This window comes from Mesorhizobium sp. C432A (assembly GCF_030323145.1).
In the GTDB taxonomy this organism is placed as follows: domain Bacteria; phylum Pseudomonadota; class Alphaproteobacteria; order Rhizobiales; family Rhizobiaceae; genus Mesorhizobium.
The window spans coordinates 1,126,158-1,148,944 of sequence record NZ_CP100470.1; the positions used below are offsets into that span (position 1 = coordinate 1,126,158).

Here is a 22,787-nt window from a genome sequence, read left to right on the forward strand (position 1 = left end):
GGGCGGTCATGGCAGGCTGGTGATGTTCAACGTCACCGATTCCTGGAAGGAACGCCACCATGACCAAGACAGAAGGTAAATCGACCAGCGCTGCCGTCAAAGACATTCTGCTTTCGAACCCGGAGGGGCTGCACGAAGTGATCCGTGCGGTAATGCAGGAGGTTCTCGAGGCCGAGATGGAGGAGGCGCTGGGTGCTTCGAAGGGCGAACGCACGCCTGAGCGCCTTGGGTATCGCTCGGGTTACTACGGCCGCACCCTGGTCACCCGGGTGGGCAAGCTTGAGCTGCGGGTTCCACAGGACCGGGCGGGTCACTTCTCCACCGAGCTGTTCGAGCGCTACCAGCGTTCCGAGCGGGCCTTGGTGGCGACGCTTGCGGAGATGTATGTGCAGGGCGTGTCGACCCGCAAGGTCAAGGCGATCACGGAAGAGCTGTGCGGTCATGCGTTCTCGGCTTCGTCGATCTCGGCCATCAACAAGCGCTTGGACGAGAGCCTGAAGGCGTTTGCCGAACGACCGCTTCAGGAGCCATTCCCCTACCTCATTCTCGATGCCCGCTACGAGAAAGTGCGCGAAGCCGGCATCGTGATGAGCCAGGCGGTGCTGATCGCGGTCGGCATCGACTGGGACGGGCGCCGGCAGATCCTGGCCGTGGAGATGGCCAATCGCGAGAGCCGCTCGGCCTGGAAGGACTTCCTCGTCGGCTTGAAACGACGCGGTCTCAAGGGCGTCGAACTGGCCGTGTCCGACGACCATGCCGGCCTGGTCGCGGCGATCGGCGAGGTGATCCCGGAAGCAGCATGGCAGCGCTGCTACGTCCACTTCCTCAGGAACGCGCTCGATCACCTGCCCAGGAAGCACGGCGACGATTGTCTGCAGGAACTGCGCTGGCTCTACGACCGGCGCGATCTCGCCGAGGCCAAGGCCGATCTCGCCGCGTGGCTGTCCAAATGGTCCGCCCGCTACCCGCGGCTGACCACCTGGGCGGAAGAAGCCATAGAACAGACGCTGACTTTCTTCCGGCTGCCGCGTCAGCATCACAAGCACCTCAAGTCCACCAACATGCTTGAACGGCTCAACGAGGAAATCCGCCGGCGCACCTATGTCGTGCGCATCTTCCCGAACGCCGAAAGCTGCCTGCGCCTGGTCAGGGCGCTGGCCGTCGAAACCAACGAAAACTGGATGGAGGCCAACCGCTATATCAACATGGATGATCTGCGCGAGCACAAGAAGCTCGCTCTACGCCAAGCCGCATGACCAGTTTCATGATCGCCCATTTTGCAGAACTTGACGCACACAACCTCCGCCCTCCACCAATCACCCCAAAATCAGTCAGCCGCTCCCCTTCAATGTCAGCCGCCATCATGCGATGCTGGCCCCCTCGGCCGGGGGGCCGATTTGCCTCGGGGGAACACCATGTCTTTCACTTGTCTGCGCCGCGTCGTCGTCGCGCTGTCGCTTGCGGCGCTGTTTGCGCCGGCGGCTCACGCCGCCGACATCACCTTCGCCGTCAAGAACAGCCATCCCAACGCCATGCGCCTCGAGCTCTACAGCCAGGACCGCGACTATGTCTGGCCGGGCAATGACAAGGATTTCTATCTCGACGATGGCGAGACCAAGCAGATCCCGGTGTCCTGCGACGAAGGCGAGTCCATCTGCTACGGCGCCTGGGTCGACGGCGACGAGGGAACCTATTGGGGCGTCGGCCCCAACAACAAGGAAAAATGCGAGGATTGCTGCTACACCTGCAATGGCGGCGAGACGGAAGAGATTGAACTGACGCCGTAGGAAGTACAGCCAATCTCCCCCCAAGTGGGGGAGATGTCCGGCAGGACAGAGGGGGGCGCCATAGAGCGCAAGCCTCTGCAACCACCGAGCATCGTAATGCCGCACACGCCTTACCGCCTCGACATCGCGCAAACGCCAGATCGATGCGCAAAGTCCTGACGCCAGCCGAACTCAAGCTCTGGAAGGAACTTCGTGCCCACCGGCTGATGGGGCTTGGCTTCCGGTGACAATTTCCGATTGCCGCCTACATCGTCGATTTCGCTTGCCCGGAGAAGAAGCTGGTCATCGAAGTCGATGGCGCCCAGCATGCGGACGCCGGCGCGGCTGCCGGTGATACGCGGACATCGCACCTCGAACAAGATGGCTGGACCGTCCTGCGGTTCTGGAATGACGACGTCATCCGCGACGTCGACAATGTCTGCCAGCATATTGTGATTGCGGCTGGGCTTGGACGCGCATCCTGAGCGGTGCCGGTGCTGGGCTTTAGGCAGGGAAAGGTCGGCGGGACAGCCCTGGCCTGCCGGCCATCTCCCCCACGAGGGGGGAGATCGCCTTGGCTTTCGCGAATTATCCCAGCAATGCCCTCTGCCGCTTCGGCCCGCCCGCCTTGCGCCAGGAGTTGAACCTGTGCGTCGCGGCGGCAAACGAGATCTTCATCTGCTGGGCGACCGAGTAGCGCGACTTGCCTTCGTCGAACAGGCGGTAGCAGCACTCGACGCCCTCCTCGGTCAGCTTGCCGTCGGGCGCCTTGTTGTGCGGATTGGCGGGGTCGAATTTCTCGACCTGCTGTTCGACCAGGCCTTTCAGCCGCTGCAAATCGGCCTCGATGCTGGCGATGAGATCGAGGACGGGTTTCGGATCGAAGTGGTCATGCGGCTTTGCCGTCATCTTGCTCATGCCTTTCGCTTGCGTATCGCGACCGATATAGGTGAACATTTGCCGATAATGAAGGGCGCGTTGCAATCCGGCGCTTCAACATTTTTTGACTGGTGATTGACCGCAGAGATTGCAGCGCCTAGTTTAGAATTGTTCTAAACTGGGGTGAATTTCTCATGCTTTCCCGTGTCTTCGGTTTCGGCCGCCGTCCTTTCGAAACGCTGTCGGAACAGGAGATCCTGGCCCTGGCAATTTCATCCGAAGAGGATGACGGGCGCATCTACCGCGCCTATGCCGACGGGCTGGCGGACAGTTTTCCGCAATCGGCGAAAGTGTTCGAGGCGATGGCGGCGGAGGAAGACGGCCATCGCGATTCGCTGATCGAGCTTTACCGCAAACGTTTCGGCGAGCGCATTCCGTTGCTGCGCCGCGAGCACGTGAAAGGCTATTACGAGCGCAAGCCCGACTGGCTGGTGCGGCCGCTCGGCATCGAGCATGTGCGGCGCCAAGCCGAAGAGATGGAGCGGCAGGCCTATCGCTTCTATGTCGAGGCGGCCAAGCGCACCGGCGATGCCTCGACGCGGAAACTGCTCGGCGACCTGGCCGCGGCCGAGCAAAGCCATGAGAATTCGGCGCACCGGCTGGAGCAGAAACTTGTGCCGGGCGAGGTCAAGGCCGAGGAAGCCAGCGCCGAGCAGCGCCAGTTCATCCTGACCTATGTCCAGCCGGGACTGGCCGGGCTGATGGATGGCTCGGTGTCGACACTGGCGCCGATCTTTGCCGCAGCGTTTGCCACGCACGACACCTGGCAGACGCTGCTGGTCGGCCTCGCCGCCTCGATCGGCGCCGGCATCTCGATGGGGTTTACCGAAGTCGCTTCGGACGACGGCAAGCTGTCGGGGCGTGGCTCGCCGATCAAGCGCGGACTGACGGTCGGCATCATGACGACGCTGGGAGGGCTCGGCCACGCGCTGCCTTACATCATCCCGCATTTCTGGACGGCGACGGCGGTTGCGGCCGTGGTGGTGTTCTTCGAATTATGGGCGATCGCCTTCGTGCAGAACCGCTACATGCAAACCCCGTTCCTGCGCGCGGCGTTTCAGGTGGTGCTGGGTGGGGCGCTGGTGTTTGCGGCCGGGGTGCTGATCGGGAATGCGTGAGCGCCAAGCGCCCCTCACCCAGCCTCCGCTACGCTCGGCTGACCTCTCCCCGAGGGGAGAGGAGATTTTCGACGCCTGCGCCAGTCTCTTCTCCCCAGCGGGGAGAAGGTGGCCGCGAAGCGGCCGGATGAGGGGGCCTGGCGCGACGCCGATACCTAGTCACCCATTCACCGCCCTGCTATCCTCTGGCGCCTCGTCCCTCTCCGTCAGCCCGTAATCCCGCACCACATGCGCAATCCGCAACCGATAGCCGGCAAATATTCCGCCGCGGCCCGCATGCTGCGCCTGCCGGTGCTCTTCCGTGTTGCGCCAGGCTTTCACCGCTTCCTCATCGCGCCAGAAGGACAGTGACAGGACCCGGTTGGGATCGCCCAGGCTCTGGAAGCGCTCGATCGAGATGAAACCGTCTATGCCGTCGAGCAGCGGCCGCAGTTCCGCGGCGATGCCGAGATAGGCATCGCGCTTTCCCTGCGCCGGTTGCACCTCGAAGATGACAGCGATCATATCTCCTCCTTGACCGCGGTCTGGAACAGCTGCCGCGGTCCATGCGGCCCCGACACCAGCTTCAGGAAGATGCGGTCCTCTTTCAAGATGAACTTTTCGCGGCGGGCGAATTCGTAATTGGCCTTGCCCGCCGGATCGGCGGCGAGACGAGCGCGGTAGGCCTCGTAGGCAGCGAGGCTGTCGATGCTGTAGGCGGCGTAGGCCGTAGTGGCCGAGCCCTCATGCGGGGCGTAGTAGCCGATCAGATCGGCGCCGCAGCGCGGGATCGCCTGGCCCCAGGCCTTGGCATATTGCTCGAAGGCCGGCTTGCCGAACGGGTCGATCTCATAGCGGATGAAGCAGGCGATGGTCATCGTGAACTCCTTGGGTTTCGCGTGGATAGTTCGAGCGGCGTCGAAACGTTGTGCCGCAGGGTCTGCTAAGCAAAAGCGCTGGCGGTCAGGCCTGCCAGAAGGATTTTGCGCATTCGCGGCGCACATCCTCACGGGTCAGGCCGAGATCGCGCAGCAGATGGTCGTCGACCGCCGCGAGGTCGAGCCGCTGCACATGGCGGTCGTACCAGCGGGCGAGCAGCCGCCGTTGCAGCCAGGTGACGAACGGGAACGGCCGGCGGCTGGCGAGTGGGGCGGAAGCGGTTGGCATCGGCGTTCTCCTTGATCCCGCCCGACAATAATGCTTATCTGACGAGAATGCTTCGATGGAGACCTAACTATGCGTGAAGGACCCGACATTGCCCGCATCGCCAGCCTGGTCGGCGATCCGGCGCGGGCAAACATGCTGAATGCGCTGATGGGCGGCACGGCTTTGACGGCCAGCGAACTGGCGCTGGAGGCCGGCGTGTCGCTGCCCACCGCGTCCTCGCATCTGTCGAAACTGATGGAGGGCGGGCTTTTAACTTTGGCCAGCCAGGGACGGCATCGCTATTACGGCCTCGCAGGGCCGCAGGTGGCCGGCATGATCGAGGCGATCACCGGGGTGGCCGAAGCGGTCGGCCCCAAGCGGGTGCGGCCCGGCCCGCGCGACGGCGCCATGCGCGTCGCCCGTGTCTGCTACGACCACCTCGCCGGCGAACATGCGGTGGCGATGCTCGACCGCCTCGTCGCGCGCGGCATCCTGTTGCGCGACGACAATGAGATGAGGCTGGGGCCAGCAGCAGCCTCGCATTTTTCGGCCATCGGCATCGACGTCGGCGCCAAGCCGCGCCGGCCGGTCTGCCGCGCCTGCCTCGACTGGAGCGTGCGCCGCTCGCACCTTGCGGGAACGCTGGGCGCGGCTATTCTGGACAAGATCCTGGCGGAGAAATGGGCAAGGCGGGAGAAGGACAGCCGCGCGGTGGTGTTTTCACCGCCGGGGAAGCAGGCGTTCGAGCGGGTGTTTTTGGCGTAGAGGTTCGGCAGCGCTAATTGGGCGACGCTGGCGGGACAGCACCCCCCCTCTGGCCTGCCGGCCATCTCCCCCTCAAGGGGGAGATTACGCGCTCAACAGCTTTCGCCAATCTCGAACATCGTAAAGGTGAGCTGCGCCTCGAAGCTGCCAATCTCCCCCCTTGAGGACAGAGGGGGGTGTGACGGAACGCTTGCGTAGCAGGTGAGGCGCGCGACGCTCACCCCCGCTTCAGCACCTTCGCATGCTCGAAGAAATCCGCCCACGGATCGGCCTTCTCCAATTCCTTCAGCGTCGTCTTGTCGCCGATCGGGAAGGAATTCGGCGCTAGCCCCTTCTCAACCTCCGCCCACGTCACCGGTACCGAGACCGTCGCGCCCTTCTTGGCGCGGGAAGAGTAGGGCGCGACGGTGGTCGAGCCCCTGCCATTGCGCAGATAGTCGACGAAGATTTTTCCGGTGCGCGCCTTTTTCGACAGCGTCGCCGTGTAGCGGTCGGGCGCGGCCTGCTCCAGCGCCTTGGCGAAATCATGCGAGAAGGTTTTGACCGCCTCCCAATCCGCCGACGGCTTCAGCGGCACCAGCACGTGATAGCCCTTGCCGCCTGACGGCTTGACGAAATTCGGCAGCGACAGATCGTCGAGCTTGCCTCTGATGTCGAGCGCGGCCTCGCGCACCGCCTTGACGTCGACGCCTTCGTCGGGATCGAGATCGAAGATGATCTGATCCGGCTTTTCCAGCTCATCGATCTTGCAGCCCCAGATGTGGACCTCGACCACGCCGTACTGGACCAGAGCGGCAAGGCCGTCGAAATCGCGGATGAACAGGATTTCCTCGCCATCGGTCGGGTCCTTCATGCGGGCAATCTTGTCGCTCATGCCGGCCGAAGCATGTTTCTGGAAGAAGCGCGGACCGCCGATGCCATCCGGCGCCCTGACCAGGCTGAGCGGCCGGTTGACGATGAACTGCTCCATGCGCGGCCAGACCAGCGCGTAGTGTTCGAGCAAGTCCTGCTTGGATATTTTTTCCTCGGGCCACAGCAGCTTGTCGGGATGGGATAGTTTTACGCTGGTCGTGATCGTCGCGGGCGCCTTAGCCCCGGCGGCCTTGCCGGCGCCGCCTGCCGCCGGCTTTGCCTTGTTTGCCGCCTTCGATGGCTTTTCCTGCACGACTTCCTCCGCCGGCTTGTCCTCGCGCAGTCCCTGGAACGACGCGTGGCGTATTATACGGTCCGAGGTCCAGCTGCGGAACTCCACTTCGCCGACAAGTTCGGGCCTGACCCAGACCAAACCCTTGCCCTTTGGCACCGCGGCGGCAAACGGCGAGGCGTCTGCCTTCAGCGCATCGAGTTTTTTCTTCAAATCGGTGGCGCTCCTGGCTGTGAAGCCCGTGCCGACGCGGCCGGCATAGTGGAGCTTGCCGCCCTCGTGGTAGCCGACCAGCAGCGAACGCAGGCCGCGGCCGGTCTTGTCCGAGGGCAGATACCCGCCGATGACGAATTCCTGGCGGGCCGTGCATTTCGACTTCACCCAGCTTGGGCCACGGCCGCTGCGGTAGGGCGCATCGGCGCGCTTGGAGACGATGCCTTCAAGGCCCATGCGGCAGGCGTGCTGCAGCATGATCTTGCCGGGCTCGGCGAAATGGTCGCTGAAGCGGACGGGGGCATTTTCGGCCGTCTCGCCGAGCAGCTCCTGCAGCGCCTGCTTGCGCTCGACCAGCGGCTCGCGGCGCAAATCGTTGCCGTCAAGCCGCATAAGGTCGAACACATAGTAGGTGAAGCGGTCGGTTCGATTGGCGGAGAGATCCTGCTGAAGCAGCGAGAAAGACGAAACGCCGCTGTCGGCGAGCACGACGATCTCGCCGTCGATGATGGCGTCGCTGCATTTCAGCTGGGCCAGTTCCGCGACGATCTCAGGGCCGAATTTCTCCGTCCAGTCGAGGCCGGTGCGGGTCAGCAGCCGCACCTCCGTGCCGGCGATCTGCGCCTGCATGCGGTACCCGTCGAACTTGACCTCATGCAGCCAGTCCTCGCCGGGCGGCGCCTCGCGCTCCAGCGTCGCCAGTTGCGGCTCGACGAAGTCGAGGCGCTTGCCGGCTTTCGCCTTGCTGGATGCCGCAGGCTTGTTGGAGTGCGAGACCTTCGGCTTCTTGCCGTCGGCGGTCTTGCCTTCCGCGACCTCTTCGATGGTCAGGCCGGACTTCACCGATTTCGGTGCGTCCTTCAGGATATCCTCGCCGGGGCGGGCGGCGGCATCGTCGGATTTGATCAGCAGCCAGTTGTCGCGCTTTTCGCCCGGGCGGGGTCTTAATCTGACCAGATGCCACCGCCCATTCAGCTTCTGGCCGTTGAGTTCGAAGTCGATATGGCCCTTCTTCATCGCCTTGGCCGGGTCGATCTCGGGCGTCCATGTGCCTTCGTCCCAGACGATGACGGTGCCGCCGCCATACTCGCCCTTGGGAATGGTGCCCTCGAAGCCGGCATAGTCGATCGGGTGGTCCTCGACATGCACGGCCAGCCGCTTTTCGTGCGGGTCGAGGCTCGGGCCCCGCGTCACCGCCCAGCTCCACAACACGCCCTCATGCTCGAGGCGGAAATCATAGTGCAGCCTGGTCGCGTCGTGCTTCTGGACGACGAAGATGCCGCCGGGCTGCTTGCCGCGCGCGACCTTGCCCGCCGGCTCGGCCGTCTTCTTGAAATCGCGCTTGGACTGATATTGTTCGAGGCTGGCCACGGCGCCGACCCTCAAGCCGACTTGCGCTTGGGCGCAGAAGCTTTCGCCTTGCCGCTTTTTGCCGCCGGCTTGGCCTTCTTCGCCGGGCCTTCCGCCTGGCCGCCATCGGACAGGCTCTTCTTCAGCGCGTCGAACAGATTGACGACATTGGACGGCTTGGGCGCGGCCTGCGCTTTCGGAGCCTTCTTGCCGGCCTTCTTGGCGCGGATCAGTTCGAGCAGCGCGTCCTCATACTTGTCCTCGAATGTCGACGGATCGAACTTCCCCTTCTTCTTGTCGATGATGCGTTCGGCCATATCGGTCATCTCCTGGTCGGTCTTCACCGCCTTGATGTCGCCGAAGATGCTCTCCGGCTCCCGCACCGTGTTGCCGTACCGCAAGGTGGTCAGCACCATGCCTTTGCCGCGCGGCTCGATCACCACGGGCCGCTCGCGGCTATAGAGCACGACGCGCGCCAGCCCGGCCATCTTCTTGTCCGCCATGGCATCGCGAATGACGGCAAAGGCCTCCTCCGACACCTTGTCGGCGGGCGTGACATAATAGGGCGTGTCGAGATAGATCTGCTCTATCGAGGCTTTGTCGACGAAGCCGTCCAGCGCCATCGTGTGCGAGGACTCGATCTGCACCGCTTCGATCTCTTCGTCCTCGATATGGACGAACTCACCGGGGCTCACCTCATAGCCCCTGATCTCGTCGCCATCGCCCAGCGGCTTGCCGGTTTCAGAATCGACATAGATGCGCTTGACCGTGTTGCCGGTCTTGCGGTTGAGCACCCGGAACGAAACTTTTTCGGCGTGGGTGACGACGTTGGTCAGTTCGACAGCGCAGGTGACCAGCGACAGTTTCAGATAGCCCTTCCAGGCGGGGCGAGGTGCCATGGCGAACTCCTGCGCGATGCGGTTCAAGCGAGAACGGGCAAGGCCCGTTCCGGTTCCGGGCGCGCAACCAGGGGCATTTCGGCAGCGAGCGTGGAAATTTCGAGAGGCTCGCCAAATCTGAAACAGAACCGCGCTCAAGCGACATCCAGACGAAACATATGTGATGCAAAAGTCACAATGCCGGAAATGGCGACGAACCACACCGAAAGACCCCCAAACAGCCGCATTCCGGCCACGAAGCATGGGGTTTTCGACCAAAGATTAACATCGTGTTCACCGACTATTCACGCCTCGACGCTATGATCCCCGCAATCGGACGGGACATCCGAAAATCGGGACAGGGACTTGAGTAAAATGAAATTCTGGGGCCACATCGCCGGCTATGCCGCCGCCATCCGCGAGTTCATCGCGCCGACCTATCGACCGGAGCGCTACTACATGCGCGGCCCGGGTCCGGCCTGCGCCCGTCGCGGCAGCTCGCTCGGCGCGCATTGATCATGACATTCGAAACGCGTCACGACAGCCGGATCTGCAGACCGGAGGCCGATCCCCGCGCAACCACCTATCGCGCCGAGCGCCCCGCGCTGGCCGCGAGAAGCCGTGCGACAACGCCGCGACTTTGATCCCGCTGCCGGCGGGCTTAGTGTCTGAAGACACAAGCTGCCGGACGTCCCGTGACTTCTTCTCCTGAACCCTTCGATGCCAGCCAGCCATTGATCGTTTTCGACGGCGTCTGCGTGCTGTGCTCGGGCTTCGTACGCACGGTGGTCGGGCTCGACCGCAAAAACCGCTTCCGCTTCGCCACGGCGCAGTCGCCCTTCGGCGAGGCGCTGTTCCAGAGATACGGGCTGCGCACCGACAGCTACGAGACCAATCTGGTCCTTGTCGGCGGCGCTCCCTTCATGCGGCTGGACAGTTTCATCGCGGTGATGGCCGAACTCGGCTGGCCGTGGCGGGCGGCGAAAGCGCTGCTGCTCATCCCGCGCCCCTTGCGTGACTGGCTCTACGAACGCATCGCCAAAAACCGCTACGCCATGTTCGGCCGCAAGGACAGTTGCGAGATCCCGTCCGCCGCGATACGTGCGCGCATGATCGGCTAGTCGCATGTCACCCAAAACTGACCTCGGTTCTGGGGAAAACGACATACGCAAAAAGAGCGGCGATGAGGCTTCTGGTCGTTGGCGGCTATGGCATTTTCGGCGGCCGCATCGTGCAATTGCTGGAGAGCGAGCCACGCCTGATCCTGCTCGTCGCCGGGCGCTCACTGGGCAAGGCCGAGGCCTGGTGCAAAACCCGCACCGGCGCGGCGGCGCCGCTCGTGCCGGCGCGCTTCGGTCGCAACGGCGACGTCGCGCAAGGCCGGCCTGTTCGTTCGCGCCTCAGTCCGGCAGCGCCGCGACGGCGACGATCTCGATGACGATGTCTGCCTGGGCAAGCGCTGCGACGCCGATTACCTCCGAAGGCGGCGGATTGTTGTCGCTACAATGCTTCGGACAATGCTCGGCGAAAAACGCGTCCAGCACGTCGAGACGAAAATTAGGCGAGCTGAGGACGCCGCCGTCGGGAAATGGCCCTTTGACGAAAAAGGTCAGCCTGATGAGATGGTCGAGCCCGCTGCCAAGTTCTTCCAGATCCGATTTGATGTTGCCGAGAACTTCCCGCCACTGCGCCGCGGCATCGCCAGCGAAGCCGCCACCCTTCTTGCCGGCCGGATCGTAGTCAGCCGATGTCGCGGTGTTGCCGCAGAGATAGACGGTGCCTTTCGCACCGCTGACGACCGTGCCTTTGCCCCATGGCATCAACCGGCCGTTCTTGAATTTCTTGTGGGTCACGAGTTCCATTCTCTTCTCCCATGCCTCGTGTGACGTGCCCGCCAACGACCGAGGATAGTGCTGTGCGGAGCCACGGCCAGTCCGCTGCCGGTCATCCGCCAGCAGACGGAGGAACATCTGGTCCTTGCGAAATCTCCTGGCGGAGGCGAAAGTTTTTTCTGAAGCCCGTCGAAATCGGCCGCCGCCGCGCGACATACGTCTGGCCCCGCTAGGACGCGGCCTTCGAAACCACGGGAGAAGACCCATGCGATACATGCTTTTGATCAACAGCGACGAAGCCGCGCAGGCGAACACGCCAATCGAGAAGGCTCAGCAGATGAGCGCAGCATATGCCGCCTATACCGAAGCGTTGAAGAAATCCGGCGCATGGCTCGCCGGCGAACGGTTGCGCCCGACCCAGGCGACCACCTCGGTGCGAATCACAGACGGCAAGACCAACGTGATCGACGGCCCCTATGCCGACACCAAGGAGCAGCTTGCCGGCTTCTACATGATCGAGGCGGCCGATATCGATACCGCCATCGACTGGGCGGCGCGCTGTCCGGCGGCGAGCGCCGGCACGGTCGAGTTGCGGCCGATCTGGGAAATGGCCGACTACATGCCCAAGAAATGACACCGTGATGGACAATCGCCCGGAGATCGCGCGGGCGGCGGCCGAAGCGGCCGCCCGGCAGAGTTACGGCAAGCTGGTCGCCTGGCTAGCGGCGCGCACCCGCGACGTGGCCGGCGCCGAGGACGCGCTGGCCGAGGCCTTCGCCGCGGCGCTGGAGCGCTGGCCACAGACCGGCGTGCCCGACAAGCCGGAAGCATGGCTGCTGGCCGTGGCGCGCCGGCGGCGCGTCGACGCGGTGCGCCGTCGGCTGACCAGCGAGGCGAGCCGCGACCATCTCAAGCTGATGGCCGAGGAGATGGAGGCGAGCATGGAAGACGAAGACCTTCCCGACGAACGTCTCAGGCTGATGTTTGCCTGTGCGCATCCGGCGATCGAAGCCAGCGTGCGGGCGCCGCTGATCCTGCAGACCATTCTGGGTTTCGACGCGGCGACGATCGCCTCGGCCTTCCTGGTTTCGCCGGCGACGATGGGCCAGCGTCTGGTGCGCGCCAAGAGCCGCATCCGCGAGATCGGCATTCCGTTCCGCGTGCCGGATCGCGCCGAACTCGGCGAGCGGCTGGGAACGGTGCTGGAAGCGATCTACGCGGCTTTCGCCGAAGGCTGGACCGACCCGGCAGGGACCGAGACGAGAGCGCGCAATCTGGCGACCGAAGGCATCTGGCTCGGGCGGCTGGTGGCATCGCTGATGCCGGACGAACCGGAAGCGCTCGGCCTGCTGGCGCTGATGCTGTTTGCCGAGGCGCGCCGCCCGGCGCGGCGCGATGCGGCTGGAGATTATGTGCCGCTCGCCGGCCAGGATTGCCGTCTTTGGGATCACGCGCTGATCGACGAAGCCGAGGCGCTGCTGGGCCACGCCGCCACCATGGGCGTCATCGGCCGCTACCAGCTCGAAGCGGCGGTACAATCGGTGCATGCGACGCGGCGACGGACCGGCCAAACCGATTGGGCGGCGATCCGTAACTTCTACGATGCGCTGTCGGCGATATCAGGCTCGCCGGTGATTTCGATCAACCGCGCCGTGGCGATTGCCGAGGCCGAAGGGGCGGCGGCAGGACTGGCGGCGCTCTACGTGCTGGGCGACGACAAGCGGCTCAACGACTATCAGCCCTATTGGGCCGCTCGCGCCGGCCTGCTGGCCAGGCTCGGCAATGCGGCGCAAGCGGTCGAAGCCTATGACCGGGCGATCGGCCTTGAACGCGACCCCGCCGTGCGCCGCTTCCTGCAGGCGAAACGGGCGATCCTGCGAAATTGAAGCGTCCGTTCAGGCCGGCCACATTTCATGCGTGGTGTTGAGCCGTTTCATCAGCGGATGCGCGCGCAGCGCCGACCATAAGCGTTCGATGTTCGGCCAGTCGGCTCGCGCCTTGTCCATATCGGGGTGCCAGGCCACCAGCATGACGAGGTAGATGTCGGCCAGCGACATCGCGTCGCCGACCAGCCAGCCGCGCCCCTCGAGGGCTGCATCGACAATGGCGAAGCCGCGGTCCATCTCGGCAATGGCTGCCTGCTTGACGGCTTTCTTGCCGTCGGCATCGGTGGTGTAGCGATGGGCATAGTAGAGGCGCAGGATGGCGGGGTAGAGCACCGATGACATGAACGCCATCCAGCGCAGGAAACCGGCGCGATCCGGCGATCCGGCGGCCGGCGCCAGACCCGCCTCCGGATGGCGCTCGGCAAGCAGGATGCAGATCGCCGCCGATTCGGTTATCGATTGACCGTTGGGCAAGGTCAGCACCGGAACCTGGTTCAACGGGCTGATGTCGAGGAAAGCCGGGTCCGGCGGATCCTTCTTCGGCACATCGATCTGGTCGAATTGCGCGTTTGCCAGCGCCAATGCGGCCTCGACGACAAAACCGCCGCTGCCTGGGCGCGTGTAAAGCTTGTACATGTGATTCTCCCCCTGCCCGCGCGAAGCAGGCCGGGGCGATTTGACCCTGAAGCCGCCTCCCGCTCAAGCCGGTGGCGGACGCCACGGCCGGGTTTTCTGCGGTCCAGCCATGAGACTTCCGATGTCGGAGGGACAGCACCCCCGATGCCCGGCAGGGCAGAGGGGGGTGCGAAGGATCGCCGCCTATCCAGTTAAGACGTTAAGCCCCCAGCCCGTCGAACAGGATCGTCGACAGATAGCGCTCGGCGAAGGACGGGATGATCACCACCAGGTTCTTGCCCTTGTTCTCCGGCCGCGACCCGACGGCGATGGCGGCCTGCAGGGCAGCGCCCGACGAGATGCCGACCGGCACGCCTTCAAGGCGGGCGACGAGGCGGGCGTTGGCGACCGAATCCTCGTTGGAGACCTTGACGATCTCGTCATAGATCGAGGTGTCGAGGATCTTGGGCGCAAAGCCGGCGCCGATGCCTTGGATCTTGTGCGGGCCGGGCTGGCCGCCCGACAGCACCGGCGAGGCCTCCGGCTCGACGGCGACGACATGCACCGAGGGCTTGCGTTGCTTCAGCACCTGGCCGACGCCGGTGATCGTGCCGCCGGTACCGATGCCGGCGACGAAGATGTCGACCCCGCCATCGGTGTCGTTCCAGATCTCCTCGGCGGTGGTGCGGCGGTGGATCTCCGGGTTGGCCGGGTTTTCGAACTGCTGCGGGATGACGGCGTCAGGCAGGGTGGCGGCCAATTCGTCGGCCTTGGCGATGGCGCCCTTCATGCCTTTCGGCCCTTCCGTCAGCACCAGTTCGGCGCCGAGCAGCGCCAGCATCTTGCGGCGCTCCACCGACATGGTTTCGGGCATGGTCAGGATCAGCTTGTAGCCCTTGGCGGCGGCGGCGAAGGCGAGCGCGATGCCGGTATTCCCCGAGGTCGGCTCGATCAGCGTCGTCTTGCCGGGTTTGATCCGGCCCGACGCTTCCAGCGCCTCGATCATGGAAACGCCGATGCGGTCCTTGACCGAGGCGATCGGATTGAAGAATTCGAGCTTGGCAAGAAGGTTGGCAACGACGCCCTTCTCCTTGGCGAACTTGTCGAGCCGCACCAGCGGCGTGTCGCCGATCGTCTCGGTGATCGAGTTGTAGACACGGCCGCGGCCGGGCACGCGCGCGGAAGGCTTGTTCATTGGTTTCGCTCCCAAATCAGATCAGGCAATTGGCGTCGGCGGACAGAATAGGGCTTTCGCCCGCGCAAGATAGGCTGCCGGCCGAAAATATCGAGTGGGCCGCTTGCTGAAAACGCTTGTCCCCTCAAGCCGCATTTTCCGGATGGACCGATCGGCGGAATGGATGGGCCTGAACCGATCTACTGACGTGCGGCAATGGCAGCGGCCGCGCCCACCATGAAGCCGGCGGCGGTGCGGTTCAGCGCCTTCAGCGCGCGTGGCGATTTCAGGAACCAGCGCGCCTTGGCGGCCAGCGCAAGATATGGCACCAGCACCACGAAGAGCACAATGACGGTGAGCGCGACCAGGATGCCGTAGTCGGCGAGCGTGATGGTCTTCAGGTCGACGATGGTCGGCGTGATGGCGAGGTAGAAGATCATCGTTTTCGGGTTGCCCAGCGTGACGGCGAGGCCGGCAAGGAAGCTCGATACCAGGCCGCCCTTGCCTTTCCTGGCCTCGACAGTCTCGGGCGTGATCCCGGCCGTCCAGAAACGCCAGCCGAGGAAGGCGAGATAGGAGACGCCCAGCCATTTGATGGCGAGAAACACCATGCCGAAGCTTTGCGCGACAAAGGCAAGGCCGAGCACCACCGCGGTGAGATAAATGAGGTCGCCGAGCATCAGGCCGAACGACATCGCCAGCGATGAGCGGAAGCCGGATCCGAGCGCCCGCGCCACAAGCGCGGTGACGCCGGGCCCGGGAATGGCGGCGGCGATGCCCAGCGCAGCACTATAGGCAAGGAAGCCGGCGAGGGTCATGACGGTCGCACCTCGTGAAACGACTCTGATGCCATGAAAGCCTGCAACGGCAAAACGGATTCGATTGCGCCAAGCAGGGCATGAAAGCCGGTCATCCTCGCCTGAAAGCGAGAGATGGTTCACTTACGCCCCGAAGGCGGTCGGCTATCTCGCATGGCTCCGAACGGCAGGAGCACCCATGTTAGCCAAAAGACTTCACATCCAGCTCATGAAGTGGATGCCCAACAACTATTCCGAAGCACGCGGTCACGTCCACGAGCTGGAATGGTATCTGTGGTTCGAGGGGCGTCAGGCTTTCAGCCTGTTCGACAAGGGCGATAGCGATGTCGTTCCGCAGACTGGATATTTTACCGACAGCCGGAACCCTGGCGCCTACCCCGTTCGTCCGATGATCTATCCGCTGGTCGTCAACAACCGCTTCAAGGTGCGGCTGGTGGCGATCGAGCGTGACGGACCGCAAAAGATAGACCCCGACGACACCGCCAAAGGCGAATTCTACATCGACCTCGACACCAAATATCCGCCGGTCTCGGACTGGCGCATCATTGCTGCCGATCCGCGCAATACCGACCTCAACGTGGAAGCGTCGTTCCAGCTGCAATGGCTGGACTATGTCGATACCGCCGAGATTGCCGAGGATGGCCCGCCACGCATCATCGACAAGTCCAACTATCCCTATCCCTGGGGCGCCAATGTGATGGTGTTCGAGCACTGGCTCGGGCTTGGCCGCAAGGCGCCGCTCAAACTCATCGACCCGAACCGCGCATCGCGCCGCGAATACTGGATGATCAATGGCAATGCGGCCCGGCGCATGGTGCAGGACCTCTATCGCTTCAACGTCAACCAGCTTGGCGTCGCCAACGACACCATCAGCAGTGTTTACGTGCCGAAGCTCAATGCCGGCCACGTCACGGTGACGCTTTACGAACACGATTTCAGCGACGGCCGCTTCGCGCAAGGGGCGAAGAAGTCCTTCGGCTCGGTCGGCCTCTTCAATCTCAGGGATACCGGTTTCGATGACCGCGTCTCATCGGCCGAGGTGATCCATACCTATCCCAAGGTGATCCATCGGGACGTGCATTAGGGCCGGATTGCGCTGTTCGCCGGCTCAGGATGGGCCATCGACATGGGTGATGCGCCAGATGGTGCCGTTGCCATCCTCGGTGACGATAAGCGCGCCGTCCCTGGCCACCGCGACGCCGACCGGCCGGCCCCAGACGGCGTCGTCGGAGAGGACGAAGCCGGTGATGAAATCCTGGTACTCGCCGGTCGGCTTGCCGTGGCTGAATCTCAGCCGCACCACCTTGTAGCCGGTCCTCATACCACGGTTCCAGGAGCCGTGCAGGGCGACGAAGGCGTCACCCTTGTACTCTGCCGGGAAATTGCCGCCGCCATAGAAGGCGATGTTGAGCGGCGCCGAATGCGCCTGCATCAGCACGTCGGGCACGGTGACCGAGCCGGCGAGGTCTGGGCGCGCGCCCTCGTGACGCGGGTCCTCGTTGGCGCCGATATAATACCAGGGCCAGCCATAGAAGGCGCCGTCCTTGACTGAGGTGGCATATTCGAACGGCACATCGTCGCCGAGACCGTCGCGCTCGTTGACGACACACCACAGCGCGCCGGTGGCCGGTTGCACGGTCATGCCCGAACAATTGCGCAGGCCGGTGGCGAGGATGCGGCCATTCTTGCCGTCGGGGCCGAAGGCCAGCACGTCGGCACGGCCATCCTCGGAACCCCAGGTGGCGCCGAGTGGCTGTGATTTTGCCCAGGCGTCAAGGCCGCTATTCGGTGCCTTCCCCATGCCCTCCGCGACGTTAGAACCGGAGCCGACCGAGAGATACAGCGTCTTCCCGTCCGGCGAGAAGGCGATATCGCGGGTCCAGTGGCCGCCGGTAGGGATGTCGGAGACAATCGTCTCCGGTTCGCCGGAGGCTTTAAGGTCGCCGTCGCGATAGGCGTAGCGGACCACGCTGTCGTTGTTGGCGACGTAGACCCATTGCGGCTTGTCGCCAGGCGGGTAGAAGGCGATGCCATAGGGCTGGTTGAGATTGTCGGCAAAAATGCCCTCTTCGGCCGGCTTCGCGCTACCCTTGGCCAGCCGATAGACGCGGATCTGGTTGGCGTCACTGTCGGCGACGAACAGGTCGCCGTTCGGCGCCACGCGCACGACCCGCGGATTGGAAATGCCGGAAGCAACCAGTTCGGCCGAAAACCCAGGCAGCAGGACGGGCTTCGCGCCCTCGGGCCGATCGCCAAGGCCGGCGCTGTTGGAGGCGGATTCGGTGATGTTGGGCTTTTGCAGATCATCCGGCTTGATCAGCCGGCGCACACCTGGCTTGTCGGCCGTCCAGTCGCCGAAAGCGTCCTTGCCGGTCAGCAGCGGTTGATCGGCCTCCTGGGCGAAGGTGCTGGTGGCCAGAAGCAGGGCAAGGCCTGCCAAGCCGGCAATCCGGATCATGCTGTTCTCCTCGAACTCGCGCCGGTCGGCGCGTCATGCACAAGGGAGATATTGTGCGGCCGCCGCAAAAGAGAAGCGTGCGCGCGCGCAGATTCGACGAGAGAACCGCTCAACTTTCCTCTTCGACGTCGAGATCGTCGTCGAGACGCTTTTCCAATGCGACGAGATCTTCCGGCAGCGGCAAGCCCATGGCGCGCATTTCGCGCAGTTTTTCGCGCAGCTGCTCCTGGATTTCGTGCTCGTCCTCCGGCTGGTTGACCATTTCTTCGAGCAGCATGCTGATCTGGGCCTTGAACGATTCAAGCGCCATTCTGCGCCCTCCTTTACGGTGATCCCGGCTTCGGAATTATCTTAACATCCGGGTAATCAATTGCGCAGTGTAGTCGACCATAGGCACGATGCGGGCATAATTCAGCCTGGTCGGGCCGATGACGCCGAGCGCGCCGACGACGCGGGCGTCCTTGTCGCGGTAAGGCGCCACGACCAGCGACGAGCCGGAGAGCGAGAACAGCTTGTTTTCCGAGCCGATGAAGATCCGCACGCCGGGGCCGTCCTCGGCGAGGTCGAGCAGCTGGATCAGCCCGTCCTGCGTCTCCAGATCCTCGAACAGGTGGCGCAGCAATTCGATATCGGCCTGGGCGGTGACGTTTTCGAGCAAATTGGCGCGGCCGCGCACGATAAGGCGCGCCGGCAGGCCGCTATCGGCGCCGGCCCACACCGCCAGGCCTTTCTCGACCAGGTCCTGCGACAGCGTGTCCAGCGCTGCCCGGGTCTCATCCTTGATACGGGCGATCTCGATGCGCGCCTCGGCGAGCGTGCGGCCCCTGATATGGGCGTTGAGGAAGTTGGAGGCCTCGTGCAGCTGCGAGACGGTGATGCCGGCCGGCAGGTCGACGACGCGGTTCTCGACATCGCCATTCTGCGACACCATCACCGCCAGCGCCTTGGTCGGCTCGAGCTGGATGAACTCGATGTGCTTCAGCGCCACTTCGTTCTTGGTGGCGAGCACCAGGCCGGCGCCGCGCGACATGCCCGACAGCATCTGGCTGGCCTCGGTCAGCATGTGTTCCAGCGTCGCGCCCGAGCCGGAGGCGCGCACCTGCGCCTCGATGACGCGGCGTTCCTCGTCGGAGAGATCGCCAAGCTCCATGAAGGCATCGACGAAGAAGCGCAGGCCGGTCTGCGTCGGCAGGCGCCCGGCCGAGATGTGCGGGGCATAGATCAGGCCGAGATGCTCGAGGTCGCTCATCACGTTGCGGATGGTGGCCGGCGACAGCGACGACGGCAGGATGCGCGACAGGCTGCGCGATCCCACAGGCTCACCGTCCTTCAGATAGGATTCGACGATGCGCCGAAAGATGTCGCGCGAACGCATGTCGAGCGACTGCAGCGCGGGCGCCAGCAAACTGGGTTCGGTGACTGCCTTGGTCATTCGAGCCAAAAACCTCCGGCTCAAGGATATAGACTTCCATCGCCCCCGCGCAACCCGGCGTCTATCTGGGGGCCTTTTCCTTTGCGCCATGGGCTGCATGCGTCTACAAGCCGCCGACGCAACCATAAAAGAACAGAAAGAGGCCTCGATGCGCCCTTCCAAACGCCAAGCCGACGAAATGCGCGCCATCTCCTTCGAGCGCGGCGTCTCCAAACACGCCGAAGGCTCGTGCCTGGTGAAATTCGGCGACACGCATGTGTTGTGCACGGCGAGCCTGGAGGAAAAGGTGCCGGGCTGGATGCGCAATTCCGGCAAGGGCTGGGTGACGGCGGAATACGGCATGCTGCCGCGTTCGACCGGCGAGCGCATGCGCCGTGAAGCCTCGGCCGGCAAGCAAGGCGGCCGCACGCTGGAAATCCAGCGGCTGATCGGCCGCTCCTTGCGCGCCGTCGTCGACCTGCAGGCGCTGGGCGAACAGCAGATCACCGTCGACTGCGACGTCATCCAGGCCGATGGCGGCACCCGCACGGCTTCGATCACCGGCGGCTGGGTGGCGCTCTACGATTGCCTGCGCTGGATGGAAGCGCGGCAGATGGCCAGTGTTGCCAAGGTGCTGAAGGACCATGTCGCGGCAATTTCCTGCGGCATCCATGACGGCCAGCCGGTCATCGACCTCGACTACATCGAGGATTCATCTGCCGGCACCGACGCCAATTTCGTCATGACCGGCAAGGGCGGCATCGTCGAGATCCAGGGCACCGCCGAGGGCGAGCCGTTCTCGGAAGGGCAGTTCGCGGAGCTGATGGGCCTGGCAAAGAAGGGCATTCAGCGGCTGGTGAGCTTGCAGCAGATGGCTGTGGCCTGATTGAATTTAACGTGATGACGTCGGCGATCCTTCATACCCCCCTCTGGCCTGCCGGCCATCTCCCCCGCAAGGGGGAGATCAGAGGTCGCAACCGTTTTCGCCAACCATCAACGTTGAGACGCCGCCAGCGGAACTGCCGATCTCCCCCCTTGAGGGGGAGATGCCCGGCAGGGTAGAGGGGGGCGCCTCGTGACGCCCTCCGCTATTCTTGAGTCAGCGCTTTACGTCACGGATCTCGCCGCCGCCGAAGCCTTCTACTCCGACGTGCTTGGACTCGGCCTGCTCGGCAAGGTCGACGGCCGCCATCTCTTCTTCCGCTGCGGCCCGGGCGTACTGCTCATCTTCAACGCCGAAGCCACAAAAATCCCGCCGGCACCGGATGCGCGGCTGAAAGTGCCGCCGCATGGCACGGTCGGCGAGGGCCATCTCTGCTTTGCCGCAAGTGCGGATGAACTCGCACAGTGGAAGGCGCAACTTGAGGCGAAAAACATCGCCATCGAAAGCGAATTCGAATGGCCGCAGGGCGGGCGTTCGATCTACATACGCGACCCCTCGTGCAATTCGATCGAATTCGCCGAGCCAAGGATCTGGGGCCTTTGATGCATTCTCTCGATGGAAAGAAGATCGTCGTTGCCAGCCACAATGCGGGCAAGCTGCGCGAATTCGCCGATTTGATGGGTCCGTTCGGCTTCGAGGCGAAGTCGGCCAAGGACTACGGCCTGCCGGAACCGGAGGAGACCGGCACCACCTTCGAGGAAAACGCCTACATCAAGGCCTTCGCCGCGGCTAAGGCGACCGGCTTGCCGGCGCTGTCGGACGATTCGGGCCTGTGCGTCGACGCGCTCGACGGCGCCCCCGGCGTCTACACCGCCAATTGGGCCGAAGCTCCCGATGGCAGCCGCGACTTCAGCATGGCCATGCAGCGCACCGAAGTGGCCTTGCAGGAGGTCGGCGCCGCCAAGCCAGCGCAGCGCAAGGGGCGGTTCGTCGCCGTCATCTGCCTGGCCTTCCCCAATGGCGAGGCTGAATATTATCGCGACGAGGCTGAGGGAACGCTGGTGTGGCCGCCGCGCGGCGAACTGGGCTTCGGCTACGACCCGGTGTTTTTGCCGGACGGTTTCGACAAGACGTTCGGCGAGATGAGCGCTGAGGAAAAACACGGCTGGAAGCCCGGGCAGCCGACGGCGCTGTCGCACCGCGCCCGCGCCTTCCAGAAATTCGCCCGCGCCAGGTTAGGCTCAGCCTAATGTCGCTGGACCGCAGCCCGGGCTTCGGCGTCTACATCCATTGGCCGTTCTGCGCGGCCAAATGCCCGTATTGCGACTTCAATAGCCATGTCCGTCACCAGCCGGTCGACCAGGAGCGCTTTGCCCGCGCCTTCGAGACCGAGCTGAAGACCATGCGCGAGCGCACCGGGCCGCGCGAAGTGACCAGCATCTTTCTCGGCGGCGGCACACCGTCGCTAATGCAGCCGCAGACGGTGGCGGCGGTGCTGGACGCCGTGGCGAAGAACTGGACGGTGCCCGACGGCATCGAGGTGACGCTGGAAGCCAATCCATCTTCGGTCGAGGCCGAGCGCTTTCGCGGCTACCGCGCCGCCGGCGTCAACCGCGTGTCGCTCGGCGTGCAGGCGCTGAACGACAAGGATCTGCGCTTCCTCGGCCGGCTGCACAATGTCGACGAGGCGCTGCATGCAATTGGCCTGGCACGGGACATATTCCCAAGACTTTCCTTCGACCTGATCTACGCCCGCCCCGGCCAGACGCTGGACGACTGGCAGGTGGAGCTCGAACAGGCGATCGGCCATGCCGCCGACCATCTGTCGCTCTACCAGCTGACCATCGAGGAAGGCACGCCGTTCCATGCGCTGCATGCGGCGCACAAGTTTACCGTTCCCGACAATGACCGGGCCGCCGATCTCTATGCGCTGACTCAGGAGGTCACCGCGGCGCATGGCCTGCCGGCCTATGAGATTTCCAACCACGCCAGGCCGGGCGCCGAGAGCCGGCACAATCTGACCTATTGGCGGTATGGCGAATATGTCGGCGTCGGACCGGGCGCGCATGGCCGCTTTATCGAGAACGGCCACCGTGTTGTGACGATCGCCGAGCGGATGCCGGAGACCTGGGCCAATCTGGTGGAGGCCAGGGGCCATGGCGTCACCGGCGGCGAGATCCTGACGCGCTCCGAAGAGGCCGACGAGTTCCTGCTGATGGGGCTGAGGTTGGCCGAAGGCATCGACCTTTCCCGCTACGAGGCGTTTTCCGGGCGCGGCCTGTCGAGCGCCCGGCTGACCGTGCTGCAGGATGAGGGGCTGGTGGCGCCGATCGGCAATGCCAGGCTACGCGCCACGCCAGCCGGCATGATCGTGCTCGATGCCGTGGTGGCGGATTTGGCGCGGTAGATCGC

27 protein-coding genes and 1 pseudogene are annotated in these 22,787 nt (G+C 64.2%); 15 read left to right on the top strand and 13 right to left on the bottom strand.

The window, feature by feature from the left end:
• Window positions 1-59: 59 nt before the first annotated feature.
• The 3 genes and pseudogenes from NLY33_RS05295 to NLY33_RS05305 all read left to right on the top strand — a co-directional run bounded on the left by NLY33_RS05295 (window position 60) and on the right by NLY33_RS05305 (window position 2,251).
• Window positions 60-1,256 carry an IS256 family transposase gene (locus tag NLY33_RS05295; protein WP_023700062.1) on the top strand — a complete coding sequence of 399 codons (1,197 nt, stop codon included), beginning with the start codon at window positions 60-62 and terminating at the stop codon, window positions 1,254-1,256.
• A gap of 159 nt (window positions 1,257-1,415) precedes the next feature.
• The gene (locus NLY33_RS05300; protein ID WP_023703874.1) at window positions 1,416-1,787 is read left to right on the top strand and encodes a hypothetical protein; all 372 of its coding nucleotides are present in this window, start codon (window positions 1,416-1,418) and stop codon (window positions 1,785-1,787) included.
• A gap of 143 nt (window positions 1,788-1,930) precedes the next feature.
• A pseudogene (locus NLY33_RS05305) lies at window positions 1,931-2,251 on the top strand (endonuclease domain-containing protein).
• Window positions 2,252-2,354: 103 nt separating this feature from the next.
• Here NLY33_RS05305 and NLY33_RS05310 read toward each other — a convergent pair.
• Window positions 2,355-2,675 carry a hypothetical protein gene (locus NLY33_RS05310; protein WP_023681249.1) on the bottom strand — a complete coding sequence of 107 codons (321 nt, stop codon included), beginning with the start codon at window positions 2,673-2,675 and terminating at the stop codon, window positions 2,355-2,357.
• 164 nt (window positions 2,676-2,839) lie between these two features.
• Here NLY33_RS05310 and mbfA point away from each other — a divergent pair, with 164 nt between their 5' ends.
• Window positions 2,840-3,823: an iron exporter MbfA gene (gene mbfA / locus NLY33_RS05315; protein WP_023703876.1), complete on the top strand. Its 984-nt coding sequence runs from the start codon at window positions 2,840-2,842 to the stop codon at window positions 3,821-3,823.
• Between the two features lie 159 nt (window positions 3,824-3,982).
• Here mbfA and NLY33_RS05320 read toward each other — a convergent pair whose 3' ends face one another.
• The 3 genes from NLY33_RS05320 to NLY33_RS05330 form a co-directional block, all read right to left on the bottom strand.
• On the bottom strand, window positions 3,983-4,327 hold the full coding sequence (locus tag NLY33_RS05320) for an antibiotic biosynthesis monooxygenase family protein (RefSeq protein WP_023703877.1): 345 nt from the start codon (window positions 4,325-4,327) through the stop codon (window positions 3,983-3,985).
• Window positions 4,324-4,680: an NIPSNAP family protein gene (locus NLY33_RS05325; protein ID WP_023703878.1), complete on the bottom strand. Its 357-nt coding sequence runs from the start codon at window positions 4,678-4,680 to the stop codon at window positions 4,324-4,326. The genes NLY33_RS05320 and NLY33_RS05325 overlap by 4 nt, the downstream gene beginning before the upstream one ends.
• A gap of 85 nt (window positions 4,681-4,765) precedes the next feature.
• Window positions 4,766-4,969 carry a DUF1127 domain-containing protein gene (locus tag NLY33_RS05330; RefSeq protein WP_023703879.1) on the bottom strand — a complete coding sequence of 68 codons (204 nt, stop codon included), beginning with the start codon at window positions 4,967-4,969 and terminating at the stop codon, window positions 4,766-4,768.
• Between the two features lie 69 nt (window positions 4,970-5,038).
• Here NLY33_RS05330 and NLY33_RS05335 point away from each other — a divergent pair, with 69 nt between their 5' ends.
• Entirely contained in the window at window positions 5,039-5,713 is a 675-nt protein-coding gene (locus NLY33_RS05335) for an ArsR/SmtB family transcription factor (protein ID WP_023687541.1), read from the top strand.
• Window positions 5,714-5,930: 217 nt separating this feature from the next.
• Here the strand turns inward: NLY33_RS05335 and ligD are convergent, their stop codons facing one another.
• Both ligD and ku read right to left on the bottom strand, forming a co-directional pair.
• A complete protein-coding gene (gene ligD, locus NLY33_RS05340) occupies window positions 5,931-8,441 on the bottom strand; it encodes a DNA ligase D (protein ID WP_023703880.1) in 2,511 nt (836 codons plus the stop codon).
• A gap of 11 nt (window positions 8,442-8,452) precedes the next feature.
• A complete protein-coding gene (ku, locus tag NLY33_RS05345; protein ID WP_023681243.1) occupies window positions 8,453-9,319 on the bottom strand; it encodes a non-homologous end joining protein Ku in 867 nt (288 codons plus the stop codon).
• A 345-nt stretch (window positions 9,320-9,664) separates the two neighbouring features.
• Here ku and NLY33_RS05350 point away from each other — a divergent pair, with 345 nt between their 5' ends.
• From NLY33_RS05350 to NLY33_RS05360, 3 genes are all read left to right on the top strand, one after another.
• Window positions 9,665-9,814: a hypothetical protein gene (locus tag NLY33_RS05350; protein WP_196813601.1), complete on the top strand. Its 150-nt coding sequence runs from the start codon at window positions 9,665-9,667 to the stop codon at window positions 9,812-9,814.
• 179 nt (window positions 9,815-9,993) lie between these two features.
• Window positions 9,994-10,419, top strand: a complete 426-nt coding sequence (locus tag NLY33_RS05355; protein WP_031197023.1) for a thiol-disulfide oxidoreductase DCC family protein — start codon at window positions 9,994-9,996, stop codon at window positions 10,417-10,419.
• Window positions 10,420-10,481: 62 nt separating this feature from the next.
• Window positions 10,482-10,736 carry a hypothetical protein gene (locus tag NLY33_RS05360; RefSeq protein ID WP_023703882.1) on the top strand — a complete coding sequence of 85 codons (255 nt, stop codon included), beginning with the start codon at window positions 10,482-10,484 and terminating at the stop codon, window positions 10,734-10,736.
• Here the strand turns inward: NLY33_RS05360 and NLY33_RS05365 are convergent.
• Complete coding sequence (locus NLY33_RS05365) at window positions 10,699-11,160, bottom strand: RidA family protein (protein WP_023687546.1); 462 nt, start codon at window positions 11,158-11,160, stop codon at window positions 10,699-10,701. The two genes, NLY33_RS05360 and NLY33_RS05365, sit on opposite strands and share 38 nt — an antisense overlap.
• A gap of 235 nt (window positions 11,161-11,395) precedes the next feature.
• Here NLY33_RS05365 and NLY33_RS05370 point away from each other — a divergent pair, with 235 nt between their 5' ends.
• Complete coding sequence (locus tag NLY33_RS05370) at window positions 11,396-11,764, top strand: YciI family protein (protein ID WP_023681239.1); 369 nt, start codon at window positions 11,396-11,398, stop codon at window positions 11,762-11,764.
• Between the two features lie 7 nt (window positions 11,765-11,771).
• A complete protein-coding gene (locus tag NLY33_RS05375) occupies window positions 11,772-13,016 on the top strand; it encodes an RNA polymerase sigma factor (RefSeq protein WP_286439500.1) in 1,245 nt (414 codons plus the stop codon).
• 9 nt (window positions 13,017-13,025) lie between these two features.
• On the opposite strand, the gene NLY33_RS05380 is transcribed toward NLY33_RS05375, so the two are convergent.
• The 3 genes from NLY33_RS05380 to NLY33_RS05390 all read right to left on the bottom strand — a co-directional run bounded on the left by NLY33_RS05380 (window position 13,026) and on the right by NLY33_RS05390 (window position 15,623).
• A complete protein-coding gene (locus tag NLY33_RS05380; protein ID WP_023706962.1) occupies window positions 13,026-13,652 on the bottom strand; it encodes a glutathione S-transferase family protein in 627 nt (208 codons plus the stop codon).
• A 199-nt stretch (window positions 13,653-13,851) separates the two neighbouring features.
• Entirely contained in the window at window positions 13,852-14,826 is a 975-nt protein-coding gene (cysK, locus tag NLY33_RS05385) for a cysteine synthase A (RefSeq protein WP_023672045.1), read from the bottom strand.
• Between the two features lie 179 nt (window positions 14,827-15,005).
• Window positions 15,006-15,623: a LysE family translocator gene (locus NLY33_RS05390; RefSeq protein ID WP_023706961.1), complete on the bottom strand. Its 618-nt coding sequence runs from the start codon at window positions 15,621-15,623 to the stop codon at window positions 15,006-15,008.
• Window positions 15,624-15,801: 178 nt separating this feature from the next.
• On the opposite strand from NLY33_RS05390, the gene NLY33_RS05395 reads away from it, so the two are divergent.
• Window positions 15,802-16,707 carry a hypothetical protein gene (locus NLY33_RS05395; protein ID WP_023708796.1) on the top strand — a complete coding sequence of 302 codons (906 nt, stop codon included), beginning with the start codon at window positions 15,802-15,804 and terminating at the stop codon, window positions 16,705-16,707.
• A 24-nt stretch (window positions 16,708-16,731) separates the two neighbouring features.
• Here the strand turns inward: NLY33_RS05395 and NLY33_RS05400 are convergent, their stop codons facing one another.
• From NLY33_RS05400 to hrcA, 3 genes are all read right to left on the bottom strand, one after another.
• Entirely contained in the window at window positions 16,732-18,081 is a 1,350-nt protein-coding gene (locus tag NLY33_RS05400; protein WP_023706959.1) for a PQQ-dependent sugar dehydrogenase, read from the bottom strand.
• 109 nt (window positions 18,082-18,190) lie between these two features.
• A complete protein-coding gene (locus tag NLY33_RS05405) occupies window positions 18,191-18,391 on the bottom strand; it encodes a hypothetical protein (protein ID WP_023672050.1) in 201 nt (66 codons plus the stop codon).
• A 36-nt stretch (window positions 18,392-18,427) separates the two neighbouring features.
• Window positions 18,428-19,513 carry a heat-inducible transcriptional repressor HrcA gene (gene hrcA / locus NLY33_RS05410; protein ID WP_023681233.1) on the bottom strand — a complete coding sequence of 362 codons (1,086 nt, stop codon included), beginning with the start codon at window positions 19,511-19,513 and terminating at the stop codon, window positions 18,428-18,430.
• Between the two features lie 148 nt (window positions 19,514-19,661).
• Between hrcA and rph the strand changes: the two genes are divergently transcribed.
• The 4 genes from rph (at window position 19,662) to hemW (ending at window position 22,782) form a co-directional block, all read left to right on the top strand.
• The gene (gene rph, locus NLY33_RS05415; protein ID WP_023672052.1) at window positions 19,662-20,378 is read left to right on the top strand and encodes a ribonuclease PH; all 717 of its coding nucleotides are present in this window, start codon (window positions 19,662-19,664) and stop codon (window positions 20,376-20,378) included.
• 189 nt (window positions 20,379-20,567) lie between these two features.
• The gene (locus NLY33_RS05420; protein ID WP_023706958.1) at window positions 20,568-20,978 is read left to right on the top strand and encodes a VOC family protein; all 411 of its coding nucleotides are present in this window, start codon (window positions 20,568-20,570) and stop codon (window positions 20,976-20,978) included.
• On the top strand, window positions 20,978-21,625 hold the full coding sequence (gene rdgB / locus NLY33_RS05425) for an RdgB/HAM1 family non-canonical purine NTP pyrophosphatase (protein ID WP_023706957.1): 648 nt from the start codon (window positions 20,978-20,980) through the stop codon (window positions 21,623-21,625). Before NLY33_RS05420 ends, rdgB begins: the two co-directional genes overlap by 1 nt.
• The gene (gene hemW / locus NLY33_RS05430) at window positions 21,625-22,782 is read left to right on the top strand and encodes a radical SAM family heme chaperone HemW (protein ID WP_023706956.1); all 1,158 of its coding nucleotides are present in this window, start codon (window positions 21,625-21,627) and stop codon (window positions 22,780-22,782) included. Before rdgB ends, hemW begins: the two co-directional genes overlap by 1 nt.
• Window positions 22,783-22,787: the final 5 nt, after the last annotated feature.